This is a genomic window from Flavobacterium labens, from assembly GCF_048286755.1.
Lineage (GTDB): Bacteria > Bacteroidota > Bacteroidia > Flavobacteriales > Flavobacteriaceae > Flavobacterium.
Genome location: NZ_JBLVPL010000001.1, coordinates 574477 through 593433, shown reverse-complemented (window position 1 = coordinate 593433; position 18957 = coordinate 574477). Strand labels below are relative to the sequence as shown.

Sequence of the window (18957 nt, the reverse complement as noted above, 5' to 3'; positions counted from 1 at the left end):
TTTTTATTCTTTTTCAGAGGCTAAATAATTCTTGATAATATAATGACCCAAATAAATTAATGGAGTCAAGAGAATGGCAATTCCGATTTTAAAAGTATAACCTGTCAATGCAGATGTGATAAAAGTATCAAAGTTAATTTTACCGGGTAACCAAAAAGCAATTCCAAGGACAATAAAAGAATCGAATAATTGAGAAATTATAGTGGAACCCGTTGCTCTAAGCCAAATTTTATTATTTCCTGTACGGTTTTTGAAAAACCAAAAAATAGTTACATCAATCAATTGTGAAACTAGAAATGCAGTGATACTTCCAACGATGATCCACATACTTTGTCCAAAAACTGCAAAAAATTGGTCATCGTTTACCGGACTTATTCCTTTTGCTGCGGGAATACTTATGGCTAAAAAAAGGAGGATAAAAGCATAGGCGATTAAACCAGCAGTGATTAAAGACAGTTTTTTTACTCCTTTTTCTCCGAAATATTCATTGATTAAATCTGTAGTCAAGAAAACGATAGGCCAAGGTAAAATACCGATACTCATTACAAATGGACCTATTTGTATCAGTTTTCCACCGATGAGTTCTGCGGTGACGGCGTTAGTAATGAAGATTCCTGCTAGAATAACAAAGACAAGTTCTTTTTTGGTTTTAAACATAAAAAATAATTAGTATTCAAATTTAGGGTTTTATTTTTAAAAGAAAAATCCCATCTCATTTTTTCAAATAAGATGGGATTTTATATAAATTCGAGTTGTGAAATTTACTAATGTGATTTCGTTCCCCGCAATAAATTATCCTAAAGTAACTCTTTTGAAACCTGTAATCTCAACGTTGAATCCTTTAACATAATCGCTAACTTTTTTACTGTCATCTTTGATGAAGTTTTGATCTAATAAGGCTTTCTCTTGATCTAAAGTAGTATTGTCAGAGATGAAACGTTGAACTTTTCCAGGGATAATTTTATCCCAAATTTGTTCTGGTTTACCTTCAGCTTTTAATTCAGCTTTAGCATCCTCTTCAGCTTGTTTTAAAACTTCTTCAGTTAATTGAGAGAAAGAAATGTATTTAGGAACATTTTTCAATGTTTTTCCTAAACGTTTTGCTTCTTCATTTTCTTTTTCGATTATAGCAATACGAGCAGCTAGTTCAGAATCAACGAAAGATGGATCAAAATCTTTGTAAGATAATGTATCAGCTCCCATTGATGCCACTTGCATAGAGATATCTTTAGTAAGAACTTCTGCGTTAGCTACAGCAGCAGAAATAGCAGTTAATGCAGCAATTTTGTTAACGTGAACATAAGATCCAACAAAAGCACCTTCTAAAATTTCAAAACCACCGATTTCGATTTTTTCACCGATAACACCAGTTTGTTCGATCAATTTTTCAGCAACAGTCATTCCGTTGAAATCTGAAGCTAAAAATTCTTCTTTAGAAGAGAAGTTAATCGCTTTTTCAACTAATTGTTTAGCTAAAGTTACGAAAGATTCATTTTTACCTACGAAATCTGTTTCGCAGTTTAAAGTGATGATAGCTCCTTTAGTTTTATCAGCATTGATAAAAGAAACAGCAGCTCCTTCAGAAGACTCTCTGTCAGAACGGTTAGCAGCAACTTTTTGTCCTTTTTCTCTAAGGTTTTGAATAGCTTTGTCAAAATCTCCATCAGCTTCAACTAAAGCCTTTTTACAGTCCATCATTCCGGCACCTGTAGTTTGTCTTAATTTATTTACGTCTGCAGCAGTAATTGTTGCCATGTTGTATTATTTTTTAAGGTTAAAAGTAAAAAATTCCAAGTGTTAAATCCAATTTCCAATTTTATTAAATTATCAACATATTGTTTCTAATTATTTTTGGAGAGGAATTTAAAACTTGGAATTAAATGTTTATTTATTCTTCAGTTGCAGTAGGAGCAGCTGCTTCAACAGCAGGAGCAACCTCAGCTACTTCAGCAGCAGGAGCAACAACTTCAGCAGTAGCTTCAGTTTCTTTGTCAGAACCTCTATCAGAAAGTCCTTCAACAATTGCAGCTGTAACTAAAGATAAAATTTTATCAATTGATTTAGAAGCATCATCATTTGCAGGAATTACATATTCTACTTCACGAGGATCAGAATTTGTATCAACCATTGCAAAAACTGGAATGTTTAATTTTTGAGCTTCTTTTATAGCGATGTGTTCCGCTTTGATATCAACTACGAACAATGCAGCTGGTAGTCTAGACATGTCAGCGATTGAACCTAAATTTTTCTCTAATTTAGCACGAAGACGATCTACTTGCAAACGCTCTTTTTTAGAAAGGGTCATGAATGTACCATCTTTCTTCATTTTATCAATAGTAGCCATTTTTTTAACAGCTTTACGGATAGTTACGAAGTTAGTTAGCATTCCACCAGGCCATCTTTCAGTGATATAAGGCATGTTTGCAGCTTTTGCTTTTTCAGCAACGATATCTTTTGCTTGTTTTTTGGTAGCAACGAATAATATTTTTCTACCTGATGCAGCGATTTTTTTCAAAGCGTCATTCGCTTCTTCAATTTTTGCTGCAGTTTTATATAGATTGATAATGTGAATACCATTACGCTCCATATAAATGTAAGGAGCCATGTTTGGATCCCATTTTCTAGTCATGTGTCCGAAGTGAACACCTGCTTCTAGTAATTCTTTTACTTCTACTTTGTTTGCCATTTTGTTCTAGTTTACGTTCTGTTGATTAGCAATGAATAAATGGCGGTTTCCCGGCTTTATACATTTAGATGCTAAACTATTTCCTACCTCAGTAGGAGAGCAACAACAACTGTTTTTTTAAATTCAATAATAAATGAACTATGTCTTGTCCCATTTGAACAAGACAGGTAATATTAACGTTTAGAGAATTGGAATCTCTTACGAGCTTTCTTCTGACCGAATTTCTTACGTTCAACCATTCTTGGATCTCTTGTCAATAAACCTTCTGGTTTCAAGATTGCTCTGTTTTCAGCATTTACTTCACACATAACGCGTGCCAATGCCATTCTTACAGCTTCTGCTTGACCAGTTGAACCACCACCGTAAACGTTAACTTTTACGTCAAAGTTGCTTACATTTTCTGTCATAGACATAGGTTGTAATACTTTGTACTGTAAAGTTGCAGTTGGGAAGTACGTTTCGAATGCTTTTTTGTTTACAGTGATTACTCCTGTTCCTTCTGAAACATAAACACGTGCAACAGCGGTTTTTCTTCTACCGATTTTGTGAATAACTCCCATTACTTAAGATCGTTAAGGTTAACTGTTTTAGGTTTTTGAGCGCCTTGTTTGTGCTCAGATCCTACAACAACATTTAAATTTCTAAAAAGTTCAGCACCTAATTTATTTTTAGGTAACATCCCTTTTATTGCTTTTTCAACTAGTAATGCAGGGTTTTTTGATTGCAATACTTTAGCAGTTAAAGTTCTTTGACCTCCTGGATAACCTGTGTGACGGATGTATGTTTTTTCATCCATTTTGTTACCTGTAAGGTTAATTTTTTCTGAGTTGATAACGATTACGTTATCACCGCAGTCCACGTGTGGTGTGTAACTTGGCTTGTACTTACCTCTCAAAATCATAGCGACTTTTGAAGCAAGACGACCTAAGTTGTGACCATCAGCATCTACAACAATCCACTCTTTAGTAACTGTGGCTTTGCTTGCTGATTGTGTCTTGTAGCTTAATGCGTCCATAATATATTTTTAATTAAACATTCCATCCCCAATAAAGGGGTTGCAAAAGTACAATTAATTATTTTAAATACAAATACCTTAAATGAATATTTTTTTCTCGTTTTTACTCTGATTATCAAATGTATATTTAAAATAATATTCTAAGATTGAATTTGTGTTTCTCACTTCTGCCTGAGTTGAATCCAATGTGCTATCGTTTTGATTAAATATTATTGTACATTTCTAATTTTCAGCAGCAAATTTTACTTTTTATTGGCTATTTTTGTCTTTTTAGTGGGTAATATTCTAATTATTCATATCTTGTTACTTTTTTTATTATTAAAATCACTTCAAATATCTCCTTATGAAAGCTAAAGCAACTTTAAAGCAAATCGCTAAAGAACTGAATGTTTCTGTTTCTACAGTTTCTAAAGCGTTGAACGATAGTCCGGAGATTAGCGAACAGACAAAGGTTAAAATTAAAGAATACGCAAAGCTTAAAAATTACAAACCAAATGTAATTGGTTTGAATCTTAAAAACAGAAAAACCAAAACCATTGGTGTTATTATTCCAAATATTCTGAATTCCTTTTTTGCCAAAGTATTTAGCGGTATCGAGAAAATCGCTGATGAAAAAGGATACAATGTTATTATGTGTATCTCTAACGAATCAGCAGAAAAAGAAGCCCATACTCTAGAGATGCTAAGTAATGGAACCATTGATGGATTTATTGTTTCTGTTTCTGAAGAAGCACAAAAAAATCATGATTACGAACATTTCTCTGCAATTATTAATGACGGAACTCCTATTGTTATGTTTGATCGAATTGCAGACGGCGTTGATTGTGATAAAGTAATTGTTGATGATTTTGATTCGGCTTTAAATTCAACTCAGCATTTAATTGATTTAGGATGTAGACATATTGCTTTGTTGTCCTCCATTGATAATTTGAGTGTGGGTAAATTAAGAACCGATGGATATTTGAAAGCATTGGAGAATAACAATATTGCTGTCAATAATGATATTATTTTAAGAACTGATTCCGAAGATGATTTAAAGGATAAAATTAAAAAAGTATTTGATAACAAAATAGACGGAATCTTTGCTCTTGAGGAAAATGACTCCGTAGCGGCTTTGCGTATTGCGCTTAAAAAAGGATATAAAGTACCAGAAGATATTTCTATCATTGGTTTTGCCGATGGAATTTTAGCTTCCCGTAGATTGTCTCCAAGTTTAACTACGGTAAGTCAGCACGGAATAGAAATAGGAGAAGTGGCCGCTAAATTACTTATTGACAGATTAGAATCTAAAGAAGAGCATATTCCATATGAAACGGTTGTCATTAAAACAAAATTGAAAGAAAGAGAGTCAACAAGAAAATTGTAGCAACTCATTTTATATACAGCAAAAAAAATCTCTAATCGTTTTTGAATGATTAGAGATTTTTTTTGAGTGAAATTAATTTTAATGCGCTTCCAGCCAATCTTTACCAGCTCCTAAATCAACATCTAAGGGAACTTCTAACTTGAAAGCATGTTCCATTTCATGTTTAATCATTGGTTTGATTTTTTCTAGTTCATCATTATGTACGTCAAACACAAGTTCATCATGAACCTGTAACAACATTTTGCTTTTCCAATTTTCCGAAATTAATTTTTCATGAATATTGATCATTGCAATTTTGATAATATCGGCAGCACTTCCTTGAATTGGTGCATTTACCGCATTTCGCTCTGCACCACCACGTACAATGGCGTTTTGCGAATTGATATCTTTCAAATAACGACGACGTCCTAGGATTGTTTGTACATAACCATTGTCTCTCGCGAAATCTATTTGTTCTTGAATGTAGGATTTTAATCTTGGATAGGTTTGGTAATAGGCCTCAATTAAATCAGCGCTCTCTTTGCGAGATAAGTTAGTTTGATTGCTCAATCCAAAAGCCGAAACCCCATATATAATTCCAAAATTTACCGTTTTGGCATGACTTCGTTGTTCGCGAGTTACTTCTTCCAGCGGCACATTAAATACTTTTGAAGCAGTAGATTTGTGAATGTCTTCATGATTTTGGAATGCCTTAATCATGTTTTCTTCACCGCTTAATGCAGCAATTACACGCAATTCTATTTGAGAATAATCCGCAGAAACCAACGTGTAATTTTCATCTCGGGCCACAAATGCTTTCCTTATTTGTCTTCCGCGTTCAGTACGAATAGGGATGTTTTGTAAGTTGGGATTATTTGAACTCAAACGACCAGTTGCCGCAACGGTTTGCATATAATCGGTATGAATTCGATTTGTGATTTTGTCTACTTGGTTTGGCAAAGCCTCGACATAAGTGTTTTGTAATTTTACTAATTGTCTCCAATCCAGAATAGCTTTTACAATAGGGTTTTCAGCAGCTAAATAACTTAAGATTTCCTCTCCGGTTGCATATTGACCGGTTTTGGTTTTCTTTTGTTTTACGCCTCCAATTTTCAATTTATCGAATAAAACATCACCCAGTTGTTTCGGGGAGGCCAAATTGAATTTCTCTCCGGCAGTTTCAAAAATGTTTGCTTCTAATATTTTAATGTCATCGTCTAATGTTTTTGACAGTGATTTTAAAAAATCCACATCAACACGAATTCCTTCTTTTTCCATATCAGCTAAAACTTTTACTAATGGAATTTCGATTTCCTCAAAAAGTTTCTTGGTTCCGGTTTTATCCAATTCTAAGGTGAATATTTCCTTAAGTTGCAAGGTTACATCGGCATCTTCAACGGCATATTCTTTGATTTCCTCCAGTTCAACGTCACGCATTGATTTTTGGTTTTTTCCTTTTTTACCAATTAAGGTTTCAATGGATTGAGGTGAATATTTCAAATATGTTTCCGATAAAATATCCATATTATGACGCATATCCGGATTAATCAGATAATGTGCAATCATCGTATCAAATAGTTTCCCTTTTACTGTAATGTTATAATTAGAAAGAATTTTTAAATCATATTTTAAATTCTGACCAATTTTCTCGATGTTTTCATTTTCGAAAAAAGGAATGAATTTCTCAATTAAAACGTGTGCTTCTTCTTGATTCTCCGGAAATGGAACATAGAATCCCTTTCCTTTTTCATACGAAAATGATATTCCCACTAATTCGGCGTGCAAAGCATCAAGTCCGGTGGTTTCCGTATCAAAACATACTGAAGTTTGTTTTTGTAAATTCTGCAACAGCAATTTCAATCCTAAATCACCTTGAATTATCTGATAGGAATGCGCTGTGTTTTCTAATGAACTGTAATATTGATGACGGGTTTCTTCTGAAGAATCATCCTGGATGGCACTTCCAAAAAGGTCGAACTGTTCTTCGTTTTTAGGTTGTGGTTTTTTATACAATTTAGTTTCGTCAACCGAATTGCTGTTGGCGGTTGTACTTCCGCCTTTTTTGAATATGGCGTCAAATTGTTCCGCCATTCTCCTGAATTCTAATTCGTTGAAAAGTGCATCTGTTTTTTCAACATCGGGAGTTGATAATTCATAATCGGCTTCGTCAAAAATAACGGGGCAATCCAGTAAAATTGTCGCCAAGGTTTTAGATAATAATCCTTTTTCTTTGTTGGCTTCAATGTTTTCTTTCATTTTCCCCTTTAGCTTGTCAGTATTTGCTAAAAGATTTTCCATTGTTCCAAATTCCTTCAACAGTTTCTTAGCCGTTATTTCGCCTACACCAGGAAGTCCTGGAATATTATCGGCAGCGTCACCCATCATTCCAAGAAAGTCGATTACTTGGTCTGGTCTTTCGATTTCAAATTTTGCCAAAACCTCTGGAATTCCCCAAATTTCAATTCCATTACCCATTCGGGCAGGTTTATACATGAATATGTTTTCAGAAACCAGTTGTGCAAAATCCTTATCCGGCGTAACCATAAAGACTTTGTAATTCTGTTTTTCTGCTTGTTTAGCTATAGTTCCAATTAAATCATCAGCTTCATATCCTTTTACTTCTATAATAGGAATATGCATGGCTTTTAGTAAATCTTGGATATAAGGAATCGCAATTTTAATAGCTTCGGGAGTAGCGTCGCGATGGGCTTTGTATTCTGGAAAAATATCATTTCTCAATTGACTTCCACCATTATCAAAGGCAACGGCTAAATGGTCTGGTTTTTCTCTTTTAATTACATCCATTAAGGAATTCATGAAACCCATAATGGCTGATGTGTCCATTCCTTTAGAGTTGATTCTTGGATTTTTTATAAAAGCATAATAACCTCTAAAGATTAAAGCATAGGCATCAAGAAGGAAAAGTCTTTTTTGTTGTGACATAATTGTGATTTTGTAAAGTTTTCAAAAGTACAAAACTTGTGAGATAAAGGAGTGAAGGTTTGAAATATTTCTTATGATTGATACAGGTGTCTCTTTTTTTGTTTTCTGAAAATTTCGACTGGAAAATTTTGTAATCAATTTTTTATTTCGAGAAATATTGCGAATAATGATTTGAAAGAAAATTGTTATTAATCTGTTACGCATAATTATTTTTAAACAATTAAATTGTAAGAATATAAATATACATTTAATAAAAAGATACTTTTAATCGATTATTTATGTATTTAAACGTTGTTTTGCGTAAATTTACACACAGAGTTTTAAGCCCAGTGAGGCTATTTATATTAAATCTTTAATTCGTTATATTATGAGAAAAAATTATTTTTCAAAAAAGGTATTACAAGCCTGTGTGTTATTTTTCATGATAATAACAACAAATGTGTTTGCCCAAGTAGGTATAGGAACGATTACGCCACATGCAAGTTCTGTATTGGATGTTTCATCAACAACCCAAGGGATGTTGACGCCCAGAATGACAACTGTACAAAGAGCGGCTATTGCGTCTCCTGCTGATGGTTTAATGGTTTATGATACAGATTTGAAATCTTTTTATCATTACAATTCAACTATAACATCATGGAATGTAATAAATAGTGGTACAACTGGTAGATTAAAGTTTAAACGTATAAAATCTACAGATGTTTTAGCGACAGTTTTGGCGGCAGAGAAGGCTGCAGGAAGTAATACAAAGTATGTTTTGGATGTTAATACCTATTATGAAATAAATGGGACCATAATTTTTGATTTGCCAATTGATTTAAACAACGCTTATATTTCAGGTCAGGATGCTAATGAGGATAAATTAGTTAGAACATCTGGAAATCTGTTTGATGGTGCAACAGGAGGAAGTATTAGAAATGTTACCATTCAAGTTACCGGAGGAGGGAAAGTTTTTAACTTAAGTGGAGCAGCAACAGAAAATATAATTATTAGAGATACAGTAATTGCAGGTTCTTCTAATGTGGGTTCTATAACTGGTTTTGGATTAGTTTTTGTCAGTATAGTTCAATATGTTGGAAATACTACTGGTATTGTTTATGATTCTATCAGTAAATTATTGTTGAGTAATGCTGCGTGGTTTAGTAATAATGGAGGGACTTATGAAAAATTACAAGGTACATTTGGTTTAGTGCAAAAACAAGGAGGTTTTAGCGAGGTTTCTGGAGCAGCCGTTGGTTTTGATGTGTCTTCTAATCCAACAATAACTGGAGATGCTGTTATGGAGACTGTTGTTTTTACAGGAACTGTAACTACCGGGAAATATGTAAACGGATATACAGTTGGAAGTTATACAGGATATAATTTTAATAACAATTGGAATGTTCGTTGTGCAGGAATTCCAAATGAAACTGATGCTACCGCGGTTGGGGAGTTTTCTGTAGATTATGCAGTAGGTTCAGGGGCATCTACGGGTTTTAATACATCTAATCCTAGTAATATTGTTAAAGTAGCAGGGACTTCTGCTTCGTCAAATTTATTTAGATTTTCTACAGGAAGTCCAGCAACTAATAATAAATTAGTTTATCTTGGAAAAAAGAAGAGGTTTTTCCAAGTTACTGGCTCAATTTCCTTTCAAGTTACAAATCCAGGAACTTACATAATTTATATTGCGAAAAATGGTGCGGTAGTTACGCAATATAAAATTTATGGACGGGGAACTGTTGCAAGTGATATTATTGTATTGCCATTAAATGCTTTAGTTGAATTGAATATGAATGATTCTATTGAAGTATATGCTCAGCGTTACACCTCTACTATGATCACTGACAATATGATAACTCCAAATATGACATTAGTTCTGAAATAGTAAAAGCTTATATAATTTAGAAACCGCATTATTTTTAAACTAAATAATGCGGTTTTTAATTGTAATTCATATTTTTAAATTCAGGGTGCTTTTTTAAGTTCAATCAACCGTTAAATTTTAATTAATAAAAAACCATTTTGATTAATTGTTTTGTTATTTTGTTAAAAATTTTTTAAAATGATTTTTCGTATCGTATTCTTGTGCTTAATCCTTCTTATTATTGAGCTTTATACTTTTCAAGTATTAAAAACTTTAATAAAATCAAAGCCAGTATTGTATTCAATTCAGGGTATTAGCATATTGGTTTTAGTATATATCGTTTATTCTTTGATGCAATTTGACCGAAGCGTAGGTCAAACCAAACAAATGATGGTTATCATGGGTTTGCTGCTTATTGTTTATGTTCCAAAATTAATTTTGACATTGATATTAATGGGAGAAGACATCTTTAGATTAGGTGCCGGAACTGTTAACTATTTTGCTAATTATGATAAAAACACAGACTTTCTAAATTCAAGAAGAAAATTTATCAGCCAGGTAGGTCTTGGGCTCGCAGCTGTTCCTTTTTTATCTTTAATATATGGAGTGACTATAGGCAAATACAATTATAAAGTTATCAAGCAGCGTATATTTTTTCCGGATTTACCAGATGCTTTTGATGGTTTTACGATTACTCAAATATCAGATGTTCACAGCGGAAGTTTTGATAATCCGGAGAAAATTAATTATGCAATAGATTTAGTCAACGAACAAAACTCAGATTTGATTTTGTTTACCGGAGATATTGTGAATACTGACGCCAAAGAAATGCATCCTTGGATAGAGACCTTTAACAGGATTAAAAAACATGAGTATGGAAAATATTCCGTTTTAGGGAATCACGATTATGGAGAATATGTAACTTGGCCATCAGAAGCGGCAAAAGAAGATAATTTCAAAGCTATAAAAAGTTTGTATGGGGAAATTGGTTTCAATTTATTACTGAATGAGCATACTTTTATCGAAAAAGGAGATGCCAAAATAGCATTGGTTGGTGTCGAAAACTGGGGTCATAACTTCAAACAGGCTGGAGATTTGAACAAAGCTGCGGGGTCTTTAAAGAAAGAAGATTTCAAGATTTTGATGAGCCATGATCCTTCACATTGGGAGCATGTTGTGCAACATGATGAGAAGCATTATCACCTCACGCTTTCGGGTCATACACACGGAATGCAATTTGGAATCGAAATTCCGGGTTATTTTAAATGGAGTTTGGCACAATATGTTTACAAACAATGGGCTGGTTTGTACGAAAATCTAGGGCGATACGTTTATGTAAATAGAGGTTTTGGGTTTCATGCCTATCCTGGCAGAGTAGGAATCATGCCGGAAATAACGGTCATCGAACTAAAAAAAGGTGTTAATGTGGCATAATTCGTTTAAAATGCTACATTTGTAAAATAAATATCTCTTTTTAGTGAATTTAAAAAATTAAATTTTTGGTTTTATGTCAAAATTTGGAGAACTTATAAATGCTCAAGTACCTGTGTTAATAGACTTTTACACAGAATGGAATGAGCCTTCAGTTTCAATGCATCCTGTAATTAGAGATGTAGCAGCCGCTCTTGGCGATAAAGCAAAAGTCATAAAGATTGATGTGGATAAGAATCAAGAATTAGCAGATGCTTTGCGTATTAAAGGTTTGCCTACGTTGATGATTTACAAACAAGGTCAAATGATATGGAGACAATCTGGAGAATTAGATGCGAACACTATTATTAGTATTGTTCAAGAACAATTGTAACGTATTTCATTACAACACCTCACAATTAAAATTATTTTCTTTTAAATAAGCTAATGTTTTAGGCAATACATATGCTAAGTTTTTGAAAGCTTTTATGCTGTCGTGGAAAACAATTACACTTCCTGGTCTTAGATTTGATAGTACATTTTCTAAGCATTTTTCCTGCGATAAAGTTTGATCAAAATCAGCACTAAGTACGTCCCACATAATTATTTTGTAGCCAAGTTTTCTAATTTTTTTAGATTGAGATGCTTTTATCTTCCCATAAGGTGGACGAAATAGAGTAGATTTTAGATTAGAGGAACTGTTTTTTTGAATCGTTTCTTCGCATCGTTTTGTGTTCTCAATATAGGTTTCTGTTGGCGTTTTCCATCCGTTCAAATGATTAAAAGTATGATTTCCTATAGAGTGACCTTCGCTAATTACCTTTTTGAATATTTCAGGGTTTTTATCAATATTGTCTCCAATGCAAAAAAAAGTAGCTTTTACGTTATACTTTTTTAATTCATCCAAAACCCATTCTGTGACTTCTGGAATAGGTCCATCATCAAATGTGAGGTAGACTGTATTGCTGTTTCCAGCATTGGGAAAATCCCAAGTATAATTTGAGAATATTTTTTTTATAAGCCAATTTGTCTTTATCCAGTAAAATTTCATTTTTTAGTTTTAAAATTAAAAAAAAATAGCGACATTTTTCAATATCGCTACCTTTTCTAATCAGGATCTTTTTTGTTTAAAATTATTCTTTTTCGCGTCCAAAGCGGTCAAACATTTTAATGTAAGTGTTGAATACAATTTTGTTTTTATTATAAAAATCTAAATCGCCATTTTCTTTCATTACGGTCAAAAGACTTCTGTATCGCTCAATATCAGTGATAATAGGAATGGCAATACTAGTTTGCTCAGAAGATTTTAGATTGCCATAATAATTAAGGTTCTCTCTGTATTTTAGAATTAATTTATCCAACAATTGTTGTGCTTTTAATTTCTCATCGATCTTGTAATATCCTCCAGCGAATGGTTCTACTAAAGAGTAATAGTCAAAATATTCCACAGGCATTTTTGTCATTGCCAAATCGATAATTTTTTTTGCTTTATCTTTTTGTCCTTCAACAATTAACTGATTCATTAATCTTGAAAGGTTGGTTCTGTATGTTATGCTATTTCTACGCGTTTCAGGGTCGTGATAAATTTTTGGACTTTCGCCATTGCCCCAATCCCATTTCATTACTTTAGCATACATTTTATCAGAATCTATTTGTCCCATATCAAGTGGACTTGCATCTTTTGACAAAGCGGTTCTTATTGGAACAAGTTTGTAAACTATTCCTTCTAATTGAAGGTATTCTTTCATCCATATATAATCTTCGCTGTCAAATGCGCCACCGCTAAAATAGATTGGTCTTTTCCAATTGTTATTAGCAACAATATCAAGCATCATCAATCTGTTTTTGTACAATGCATTTCCTTTGATGTCCAAGTCAATGTAAGGAACAATAGAATCATTGTGTTTAGGATTAACTACTTTATTTTTGATGATTGTATTTTTATCAACAGGAATTCGAATCTTATTTGTAGGGTAAAAATGGATTGTTTGTCCATTTTGCATGTCTACAGTTGATTTTGGATTTTTGATAAAATTGATGAAGTCTTTTATATCCCAACGGCTTTCAACTTTTGGAATGTGAGCTACATAATCCAGTTTATCACCTACATATTCATCGTGTGTAAATGAAATAGGAAGAGCATCTGATTCGTATGTTTTAGTTTTCATCTGATCGATATACCAATCTGTCATGAAAAGGCTCGTGTTCACAATTTTGACATCCGTTCTTACTTTTTCAATCTCTTGTGCGTACCAAAGCGGGAACGTATCGTTATCACCAATCGTGAATAAAATAGCGTCAGGATCACATGATTCCAGATATGCTTTTGCCATTGCAACAGCAGTATATTTTCCAGAACGGTCGTGATCATCCCAGTTTTGAGAAGCCATAAGAACTGGAGCTGCTAGTAAGCTGGCTGCAATAATAATAGGACCTGCCAGTTTTGGAGCTAGATATTTCTGGGCACTTTCATATAATGCATAAACACCAAAGCCTATCCAAATGGCAAATACATAAAAGGAACCTACTAAGGCGTAATCTCTTTCTCTAGGTTCGAAAGGTCTTTCGTTTAAGTAAATTTTTAATGCTATTCCCGTAAAAAGGAATAAGGCGAGTAATACATAGAAACTTTTTAAGTCTTTATTGGCGTGATACATTAAACCGATTAAGCCGAGAATAAGTGGCAGAAAGAAATACACATTTCGACCTTTATTGTTCAATACATCCGAAGGAAGATTGGCTTGACTTCCTAAGTGTAATTCGTCTATAAATGATATACCGCTAAGCCAGTTCCCATCGAGATAGTCGTATTTTCCTTGGACATCATTTTGTCTACCAACAAAATTCCACATCAAGTATCTCCAGTACATGTAGCCAAACTGGTATTCAACCATGAACCCTAAATTGTCAGCAGTTGTTGGTTTTTCAACAATTAAATAATCACCATAGCTTTTCAGGAACGTAACATAGCCTTCGTTGTCAATTTGATTTTGAGCGTAAGCTTGTCTGAATTCAGTAACAATTTTTTCAGTTTCATTTTTCAGTTGAGCAATTGCCTTGTTATAATCTTCCTCGCTCAATTGACTCGGATCGATACCGTATTTGGCTAAATCATCCTCATATGGATAATCAGGATTTAATCTGAATTGAGGCGGATTTGTAAAATTCATGTAGTTCTCGATGTGCTCACCGCTCCACATTCTTGGCAAAATAGTTTTCTGATTGTTATCGGTATTTTGCTCAGCATTTTTGAAATTATTCGTAATAATATATTTCCCTGTTTTATAATCTCTTTCGTAATTGGGCGCTTTATCTAAGTAAGGATTGTTCTTGTCTAAACCAGCAAAAGCTTCGGTATATTGAGGGCCGTAAAACAAAGGATTTACACCGTATTGTTCTCTGTTGTAGTAGGCAAGAACTTCAGCTGCATCCGAAGGTTTATTTTCGTTAATTACGGTATTGGTATTTGCTCTGATGGGTAACATCATCCATGTAGAGAAACCAATTAAAATAAATAATATGCAAAGGATTATAGTATTGTAGAATGCAAAACCTTTTTGTTTGGTGTATTTTAATCCAAAGTAAAAGAAAGCAATTAAGACTAAAGCAACAAACATGGTTCCTGAGTCAAATGGTAATCCTAAATTGTTGACCATGAAAACTTCGGTTTTACCAAAGAATCCCATAGTCAAAGGAAGAAGTAATTTGAAAATAAATAATAGAATGGCAATAACAACAACATTTGCAATGATGAAATTTTTGAGAGTAACTACTTTATAGTTTTTGAAAAAATAAAGGAAACCTATCGCTGGAATTGTTAATAATGCCATGAAATGGACTCCAAAAGAAAGCCCGACAACAAGAGATATGATTAAAAGCCATTTGTTTCCTCTTGGCTTGTCCATGTCTTGTTCCCATCGTAAACCCAGCCAAAATAATAAAGCAATAAGTAAAGATGCCATAGCATAGACTTCGGCTTCTACGGCATTGAACCAAAAACTATCTGAGAAAGTATAGGCTAAAGCTCCTACGAATGAACTTCCAAGAATAACAATGTCATTGCTTTTATTTGTCTGCTCCGTCTTTTCGCCTTTTTGGCTCAGGTCAGAAAATCGAGAAACTATTTTTTTTAATACTATCGATGAAGACCAAAATAAGAATAAAATGGTAAATGCACTGGAAAACACAGACATCATGTTTACCATTAATGCAATTTGTGTGTTGTCTGAAGCAAACATGGCGAAAAATGCACCAATCATTTGGTATAAAGGCGCTCCGGGAGGATGACCTACTTCAAGTTTTGCTGCTGTGGCTATGTATTCACCACAATCCCAAAAACTCATTGTGGGTTCAACAGTTAAAGTGTATGTTAATAATGCTATTCCAAATGTAAGCCAACCAATAATTGTATTCCATTTATTGAAATTGAATGCTGCTTTATCCATGTACTAAAATTTAATTTAATTTTGAGTTACAAAGAAAATGTTTTTTTGTTTAACCCTGATAGCATTAACAATATTTTCTGGAAAAGTATTACATTTCAATAACACATTGAGTGTAAAGGTTTTTTGTGATTTTTTGAAGTTGATTTTAATTTTTAGCAAATTTTTTTTCATAAAAAGGCAAAATAAATTTGTACAAACTAAAATTTATTTTAAATTTGCACTCGCTTAGCAGCAATGCTGGTCTATGGTGTAATGGTAACACAACTGTTTTTGGTGCAGTCTTTCAAGGTTCGAGTCCTTGTAGACCAACGTAAAACCCCTCTTTCTTGAGGGGTTTTTTTATGGAATAAATTTAACAGATTGTTTTTTGGGCTTTATTTTATAGAAATGGCTTTGATAAACGAGAGGTTGGTTTTAGATCATTTTATTTAATTTTCCTTTTGGATTAATTAAATCTTGAAAGTTATTACCGGTTTAACAGTGTGGTTGACTAAGTTTTCACTGATGCTACCGTTGAAGAAGTGAGCAAATCCTGTTCTTCCATGTGTGCAAAGGCCTATTAAATCAGCATCAATGCTATTGGTGAAATTGACAATTCCGTTTTCTATATTAACGTCATTGTAGATGTGTGTAGAGTAATTTTCGATTTCAAAAGAGGCGATGAATTTTTTCATTATCTCCTCGGACATTTTTGTAGTTTTAAAGCTGTTAGGTGTGCAAATCATAACTAAGTATAGATTTGCATTGAATATTTTGGCAAATTCTATCATTTTTTTGAAAGGTTTTTTAATTTCTTTCGAAAAATCAGAAGCAAATACAAAGTTGTTGAATTTAAAGTCACGAATATTCTTTTTTATAACCAATACCGGGATTTCTGACAGTCGAACTACTTTTTCGGTGTTGGATCCAATAAGTACTTCTTCGATGCCGGAAGTTCCGTGTGAACCCATTACAATTAAATCAATTTCATTTTTTTTATTAAAAGATAAAATGCCGCTAAAAGCTCTTTCGAATTGTACCGATGCATTTACTGAAATCCCATTTAAATAGGGTTGCTCTTTGATTTTTTGGAGTGTTTCGTTTGCTTTTTTTATAAACAACATTACTTCGGGGATGCTGCTTCCGCCAGTTAGTGCGTCATTCATTTGGTTCGGTAATTCCAATAAATGCAACAAAAAAATTTCACAATTATTATTTTTTGCAATTATGGCGGCAATTTTTAAAGCGTTTTCAGCATATTCAGAAAAATCGGTAGGGACTAAAATTCGTTTCATAATTATAAAGTGTTAAATTATGATAAAAACTGTTATTTTAATGCTCCTATAAAGATAAGAAATTATTTTAGAGCAATCGATTATTTTAGTTTATAAAAAAAACACTATATTTGCACCGTTATTTATTAAAATCTAGATAATGAGGGGACTAAATGTCCCCTCTTTTTATAAAAATATGACATTTAAAGAAAAAGTAAATACGTTGTTGACGGAAGGCTTGTTAGAAAAGCCATCAATTTTTTTGATAGACCTTATCATTACTGATGCTTTCAAGGTTATTGTGACTTTGGACGGTGATAATGGAGTGGCACTTCAAGATTGCATAGATGTGAGTAAATTCATAGATAGTAATCTAGATAGAGAGGAACAAGATTACTCTCTGGAAGTAGCTTCAGTAGGAGTTGGGTCACCATTGAAATTAATAAGACAATACAAGAAAAATATAGGTCGAACATTGATTGTGAAGACTTCGGTTGAAATTATTGAAGCAGAATTAGTGGATGCTAATGATGATTTTGTAATTTTGTCTTGGAAAGCAAGAGAGCCTAAAAAGATAGGAAAAGGGAAAGAGACAGTTCAAAAAGAGCTTAAATTACCTTACGTAGATATAAAAGAAGCAATTGTTACAGTAACATTTTAATTAAAGAATTCGCATGGAAAATTTAGCATTAATCGATTCATTCTCAGAGTTTAAAGATGATAAACTTATTGATCGTGTAACGCTTATGGCAATTTTGGAAGATGTATTTAGAAATGCATTGAAGAAAAAATACGGTTCAGATGATAATTTCGATATCATTATAAATCCTGATAAAGGAGATATGGAGATATGGCAGAGAAGAGTAATCGTTGCGGATGAAGACTTAGATTTTGATCATCTTGAAATCACTTTGACTGAAGCTAGAAAAATAGAGCCTGATTTCGAAATTGGTGAAGAAGTTTCCGAAGAAGTGAAATTAATTGATTTAGGAAGAAGAGCAATTTTAGCTTTACGTCAGAATTTAATTTCTAAAATTCATGAACATGATAACACAAATCTTTATAAACAATTTAAAGATTTAATAGGTGATATCTATACTGCTGAAGTACACCATGTGCGTCCAAGAGTCGTGATTTTGGTTGATGATGAAGGAAATGAAATTATTTTACCAAAAGAAAAACAAATACCTTCTGACTTTTTCCGTAAAGGAGATAATGTTAGAGGAATAATAGAAAGCGTTGAATTAAAAGGAAATAAACCTCAAATTATTATGTCTAGAACTTCTGAGAAGTTTTTAGAAAAATTATTTGAACAAGAAATCCCTGAAGTGTTTGACGGTTTAATTATGGTTAAAAAAGTGGTAAGAATTCCTGGCGAAAAAGCAAAAGTAGCTGTAGATTCTTATGACGACAGAATTGATCCTGTAGGAGCTTGTGTAGGTATGAAAGGATCTCGTATCCATGGAATCGTTCGTGAATTAGGAAACGAAAATATCGACGTTATCAATTATACAAGTAACATTCAATTGTATATCACGAGAGCATTAAGTCCTGCAAAAGTTTCTTCTATTAAAATAAATGAAGAAACAAAAAGAGCAGAAGTTTTCTTGAAGCTTGAAGAAGTTTCAAAAGCAATTGGTCGTGGTGGACACAACATTAAATTAGCGGGTTTATTGACTGGTTATGAGCTAGACGTTATTCGTGAAGGTGATGTTGCAGGTGCTACAGCTGATGAGGATGATGTTGAATTGACTGAGTTTTCAGATGAAATTGAAGACTGGGTTATCGAAGAATTTGCAAAAATTGGTTTGGATACAGCAAAAAGTATCTTGAAACAAGATGTAGAAGATTTAGTAAGAAGAACAGACCTAGAAGAGGAAACAATTCTGGACGTAATGAGAATATTGAAAGAAGAATTTGACAGTTAGTCAAATGTATCTTCAACGATAAACATGCCACTTTACAATGAATTCTTGCTCGGTAGGTATCGAGTTGGGAGTAAAGTGAGGAATAA

Annotated in this window: 15 protein-coding genes and 1 tRNA gene; 7 read left to right on the top strand and 9 right to left on the bottom strand. The window is 33.1% G+C overall.

Annotated elements, in window-relative coordinates; translation table 11 throughout:
* Positions 1-3: 3 nt before the first annotated feature.
* From ACNQF8_RS02495 to rplM, 5 genes are all read right to left on the bottom strand, one after another.
* Positions 4-657: a queuosine precursor transporter gene (locus tag ACNQF8_RS02495; RefSeq protein ID WP_417952840.1), complete on the bottom strand. Its 654-nt coding sequence runs from the start codon at positions 655-657 to the stop codon at positions 4-6.
* 135 nt (positions 658-792) lie between these two features.
* Positions 793-1755, bottom strand: coding sequence for a translation elongation factor Ts (tsf, locus tag ACNQF8_RS02490; RefSeq protein WP_417952839.1), 963 nt, complete (start codon positions 1753-1755; stop codon positions 793-795).
* Between the two features lie 133 nt (positions 1756-1888).
* Positions 1889-2686, bottom strand: a complete 798-nt coding sequence (gene rpsB, locus ACNQF8_RS02485; protein ID WP_315212068.1) for a 30S ribosomal protein S2 — start codon at positions 2684-2686, stop codon at positions 1889-1891.
* 173 nt (positions 2687-2859) lie between these two features.
* Positions 2860-3246: a 30S ribosomal protein S9 gene (gene rpsI / locus ACNQF8_RS02480; protein WP_066080508.1), complete on the bottom strand. Its 387-nt coding sequence runs from the start codon at positions 3244-3246 to the stop codon at positions 2860-2862.
* Entirely contained in the window at positions 3246-3701 is a 456-nt protein-coding gene (rplM, locus tag ACNQF8_RS02475; RefSeq protein ID WP_035669714.1) for a 50S ribosomal protein L13, read from the bottom strand. The genes rpsI and rplM overlap by 1 nt, the downstream gene beginning before the upstream one ends.
* 343 nt (positions 3702-4044) lie before the next feature.
* Here rplM and ACNQF8_RS02470 point away from each other — a divergent pair, with 343 nt between their 5' ends.
* A complete protein-coding gene (locus ACNQF8_RS02470) occupies positions 4045-5067 on the top strand; it encodes a LacI family DNA-binding transcriptional regulator (protein ID WP_417950660.1) in 1023 nt (340 codons plus the stop codon).
* A 78-nt stretch (positions 5068-5145) separates the two neighbouring features.
* Here ACNQF8_RS02470 and polA read toward each other — a convergent pair whose 3' ends face one another.
* The gene (gene polA, locus ACNQF8_RS02465) at positions 5146-7989 is read right to left on the bottom strand and encodes a DNA polymerase I (RefSeq protein WP_417952838.1); all 2844 of its coding nucleotides are present in this window, start codon (positions 7987-7989) and stop codon (positions 5146-5148) included.
* A 367-nt stretch (positions 7990-8356) separates the two neighbouring features.
* Here polA and ACNQF8_RS02460 point away from each other — a divergent pair, with 367 nt between their 5' ends.
* The 3 genes from ACNQF8_RS02460 to ACNQF8_RS02450 all read left to right on the top strand — a co-directional run bounded on the left by ACNQF8_RS02460 (position 8357) and on the right by ACNQF8_RS02450 (position 11639).
* Positions 8357-9856, top strand: coding sequence for a hypothetical protein (locus ACNQF8_RS02460; RefSeq protein WP_417950658.1), 1500 nt, complete (start codon positions 8357-8359; stop codon positions 9854-9856).
* 177 nt (positions 9857-10033) lie between these two features.
* Positions 10034-11269: a metallophosphoesterase gene (locus ACNQF8_RS02455; protein WP_417950657.1), complete on the top strand. Its 1236-nt coding sequence runs from the start codon at positions 10034-10036 to the stop codon at positions 11267-11269.
* A gap of 73 nt (positions 11270-11342) precedes the next feature.
* A complete protein-coding gene (locus tag ACNQF8_RS02450) occupies positions 11343-11639 on the top strand; it encodes a thioredoxin family protein (protein ID WP_099714276.1) in 297 nt (98 codons plus the stop codon).
* 9 nt (positions 11640-11648) lie between these two features.
* Here ACNQF8_RS02450 and ACNQF8_RS02445 read toward each other — a convergent pair whose 3' ends face one another.
* On the bottom strand, positions 11649-12296 hold the full coding sequence (locus tag ACNQF8_RS02445) for a polysaccharide deacetylase family protein (RefSeq protein ID WP_417950656.1): 648 nt from the start codon (positions 12294-12296) through the stop codon (positions 11649-11651).
* Between the two features lie 82 nt (positions 12297-12378).
* Positions 12379-15690 (bottom strand): glycosyltransferase family 117 protein, encoded by a 3312-nt coding sequence (locus ACNQF8_RS02440; RefSeq protein ID WP_417952837.1) that lies wholly within the window; start codon positions 15688-15690, stop codon positions 12379-12381.
* 238 nt (positions 15691-15928) lie between these two features.
* On the opposite strand from ACNQF8_RS02440, the gene ACNQF8_RS02435 reads away from it, so the two are divergent.
* Positions 15929-15999, top strand: a tRNA-Gln gene (locus ACNQF8_RS02435).
* Positions 16000-16139: 140 nt separating this feature from the next.
* Here ACNQF8_RS02435 and ACNQF8_RS02430 read toward each other — a convergent pair.
* Positions 16140-16964, bottom strand: coding sequence for a universal stress protein (locus ACNQF8_RS02430; RefSeq protein ID WP_417952836.1), 825 nt, complete (start codon positions 16962-16964; stop codon positions 16140-16142).
* Between the two features lie 175 nt (positions 16965-17139).
* On the opposite strand from ACNQF8_RS02430, the gene rimP reads away from it, so the two are divergent.
* Both rimP and nusA read left to right on the top strand, forming a co-directional pair.
* Positions 17140-17604, top strand: a complete 465-nt coding sequence (rimP, locus tag ACNQF8_RS02425; RefSeq protein ID WP_417950653.1) for a ribosome assembly cofactor RimP — start codon at positions 17140-17142, stop codon at positions 17602-17604.
* A 13-nt stretch (positions 17605-17617) separates the two neighbouring features.
* Entirely contained in the window at positions 17618-18871 is a 1254-nt protein-coding gene (gene nusA / locus ACNQF8_RS02420; RefSeq protein ID WP_131914962.1) for a transcription termination factor NusA, read from the top strand.
* Positions 18872-18957 lie beyond the last annotated feature (86 nt).

Excerpts from the sequence above, each read along its gene's own strand:
- ACNQF8_RS02495 (WP_417952840.1), bottom strand. The coding sequence starts at position 657 with ATGTTTAAAACCAAAAAAGAACTTGTCTTTGTTATTCTAGCAGGAATC.
- tsf (WP_417952839.1), bottom strand. The coding sequence starts at position 1,755 with ATGGCAACAATTACTGCTGCAGACGTAAATAAATTAAGACAAACTACA.
- rpsB (WP_315212068.1), bottom strand. The coding sequence starts at position 2,686 with ATGGCAAACAAAGTAGAAGTAAAAGAATTACTAGAAGCAGGTGTTCAC.
- rpsI (WP_066080508.1), bottom strand. The coding sequence starts at position 3,246 with ATGGGAGTTATTCACAAAATCGGTAGAAGAAAAACCGCTGTTGCACGT.
- rplM (WP_035669714.1), bottom strand. The coding sequence starts at position 3,701 with ATGGACGCATTAAGCTACAAGACACAATCAGCAAGCAAAGCCACAGTT.
- ACNQF8_RS02470 (WP_417950660.1), top strand. The coding sequence starts at position 4,045 with ATGAAAGCTAAAGCAACTTTAAAGCAAATCGCTAAAGAACTGAATGTT.
- polA (WP_417952838.1), bottom strand. The coding sequence starts at position 7,989 with ATGTCACAACAAAAAAGACTTTTCCTTCTTGATGCCTATGCTTTAATC.
- ACNQF8_RS02460 (WP_417950658.1), top strand. The coding sequence starts at position 8,357 with ATGAGAAAAAATTATTTTTCAAAAAAGGTATTACAAGCCTGTGTGTTA.
- ACNQF8_RS02455 (WP_417950657.1), top strand. The coding sequence starts at position 10,034 with ATGATTTTTCGTATCGTATTCTTGTGCTTAATCCTTCTTATTATTGAG.
- ACNQF8_RS02450 (WP_099714276.1), top strand. The coding sequence starts at position 11,343 with ATGTCAAAATTTGGAGAACTTATAAATGCTCAAGTACCTGTGTTAATA.
- ACNQF8_RS02445 (WP_417950656.1), bottom strand. The coding sequence starts at position 12,296 with ATGAAATTTTACTGGATAAAGACAAATTGGCTTATAAAAAAAATATTC.
- ACNQF8_RS02440 (WP_417952837.1), bottom strand. The coding sequence starts at position 15,690 with ATGGATAAAGCAGCATTCAATTTCAATAAATGGAATACAATTATTGGT.
- ACNQF8_RS02430 (WP_417952836.1), bottom strand. The coding sequence starts at position 16,964 with ATGAAACGAATTTTAGTCCCTACCGATTTTTCTGAATATGCTGAAAAC.
- rimP (WP_417950653.1), top strand. The coding sequence starts at position 17,140 with ATGACATTTAAAGAAAAAGTAAATACGTTGTTGACGGAAGGCTTGTTA.
- nusA (WP_131914962.1), top strand. The coding sequence starts at position 17,618 with ATGGAAAATTTAGCATTAATCGATTCATTCTCAGAGTTTAAAGATGAT.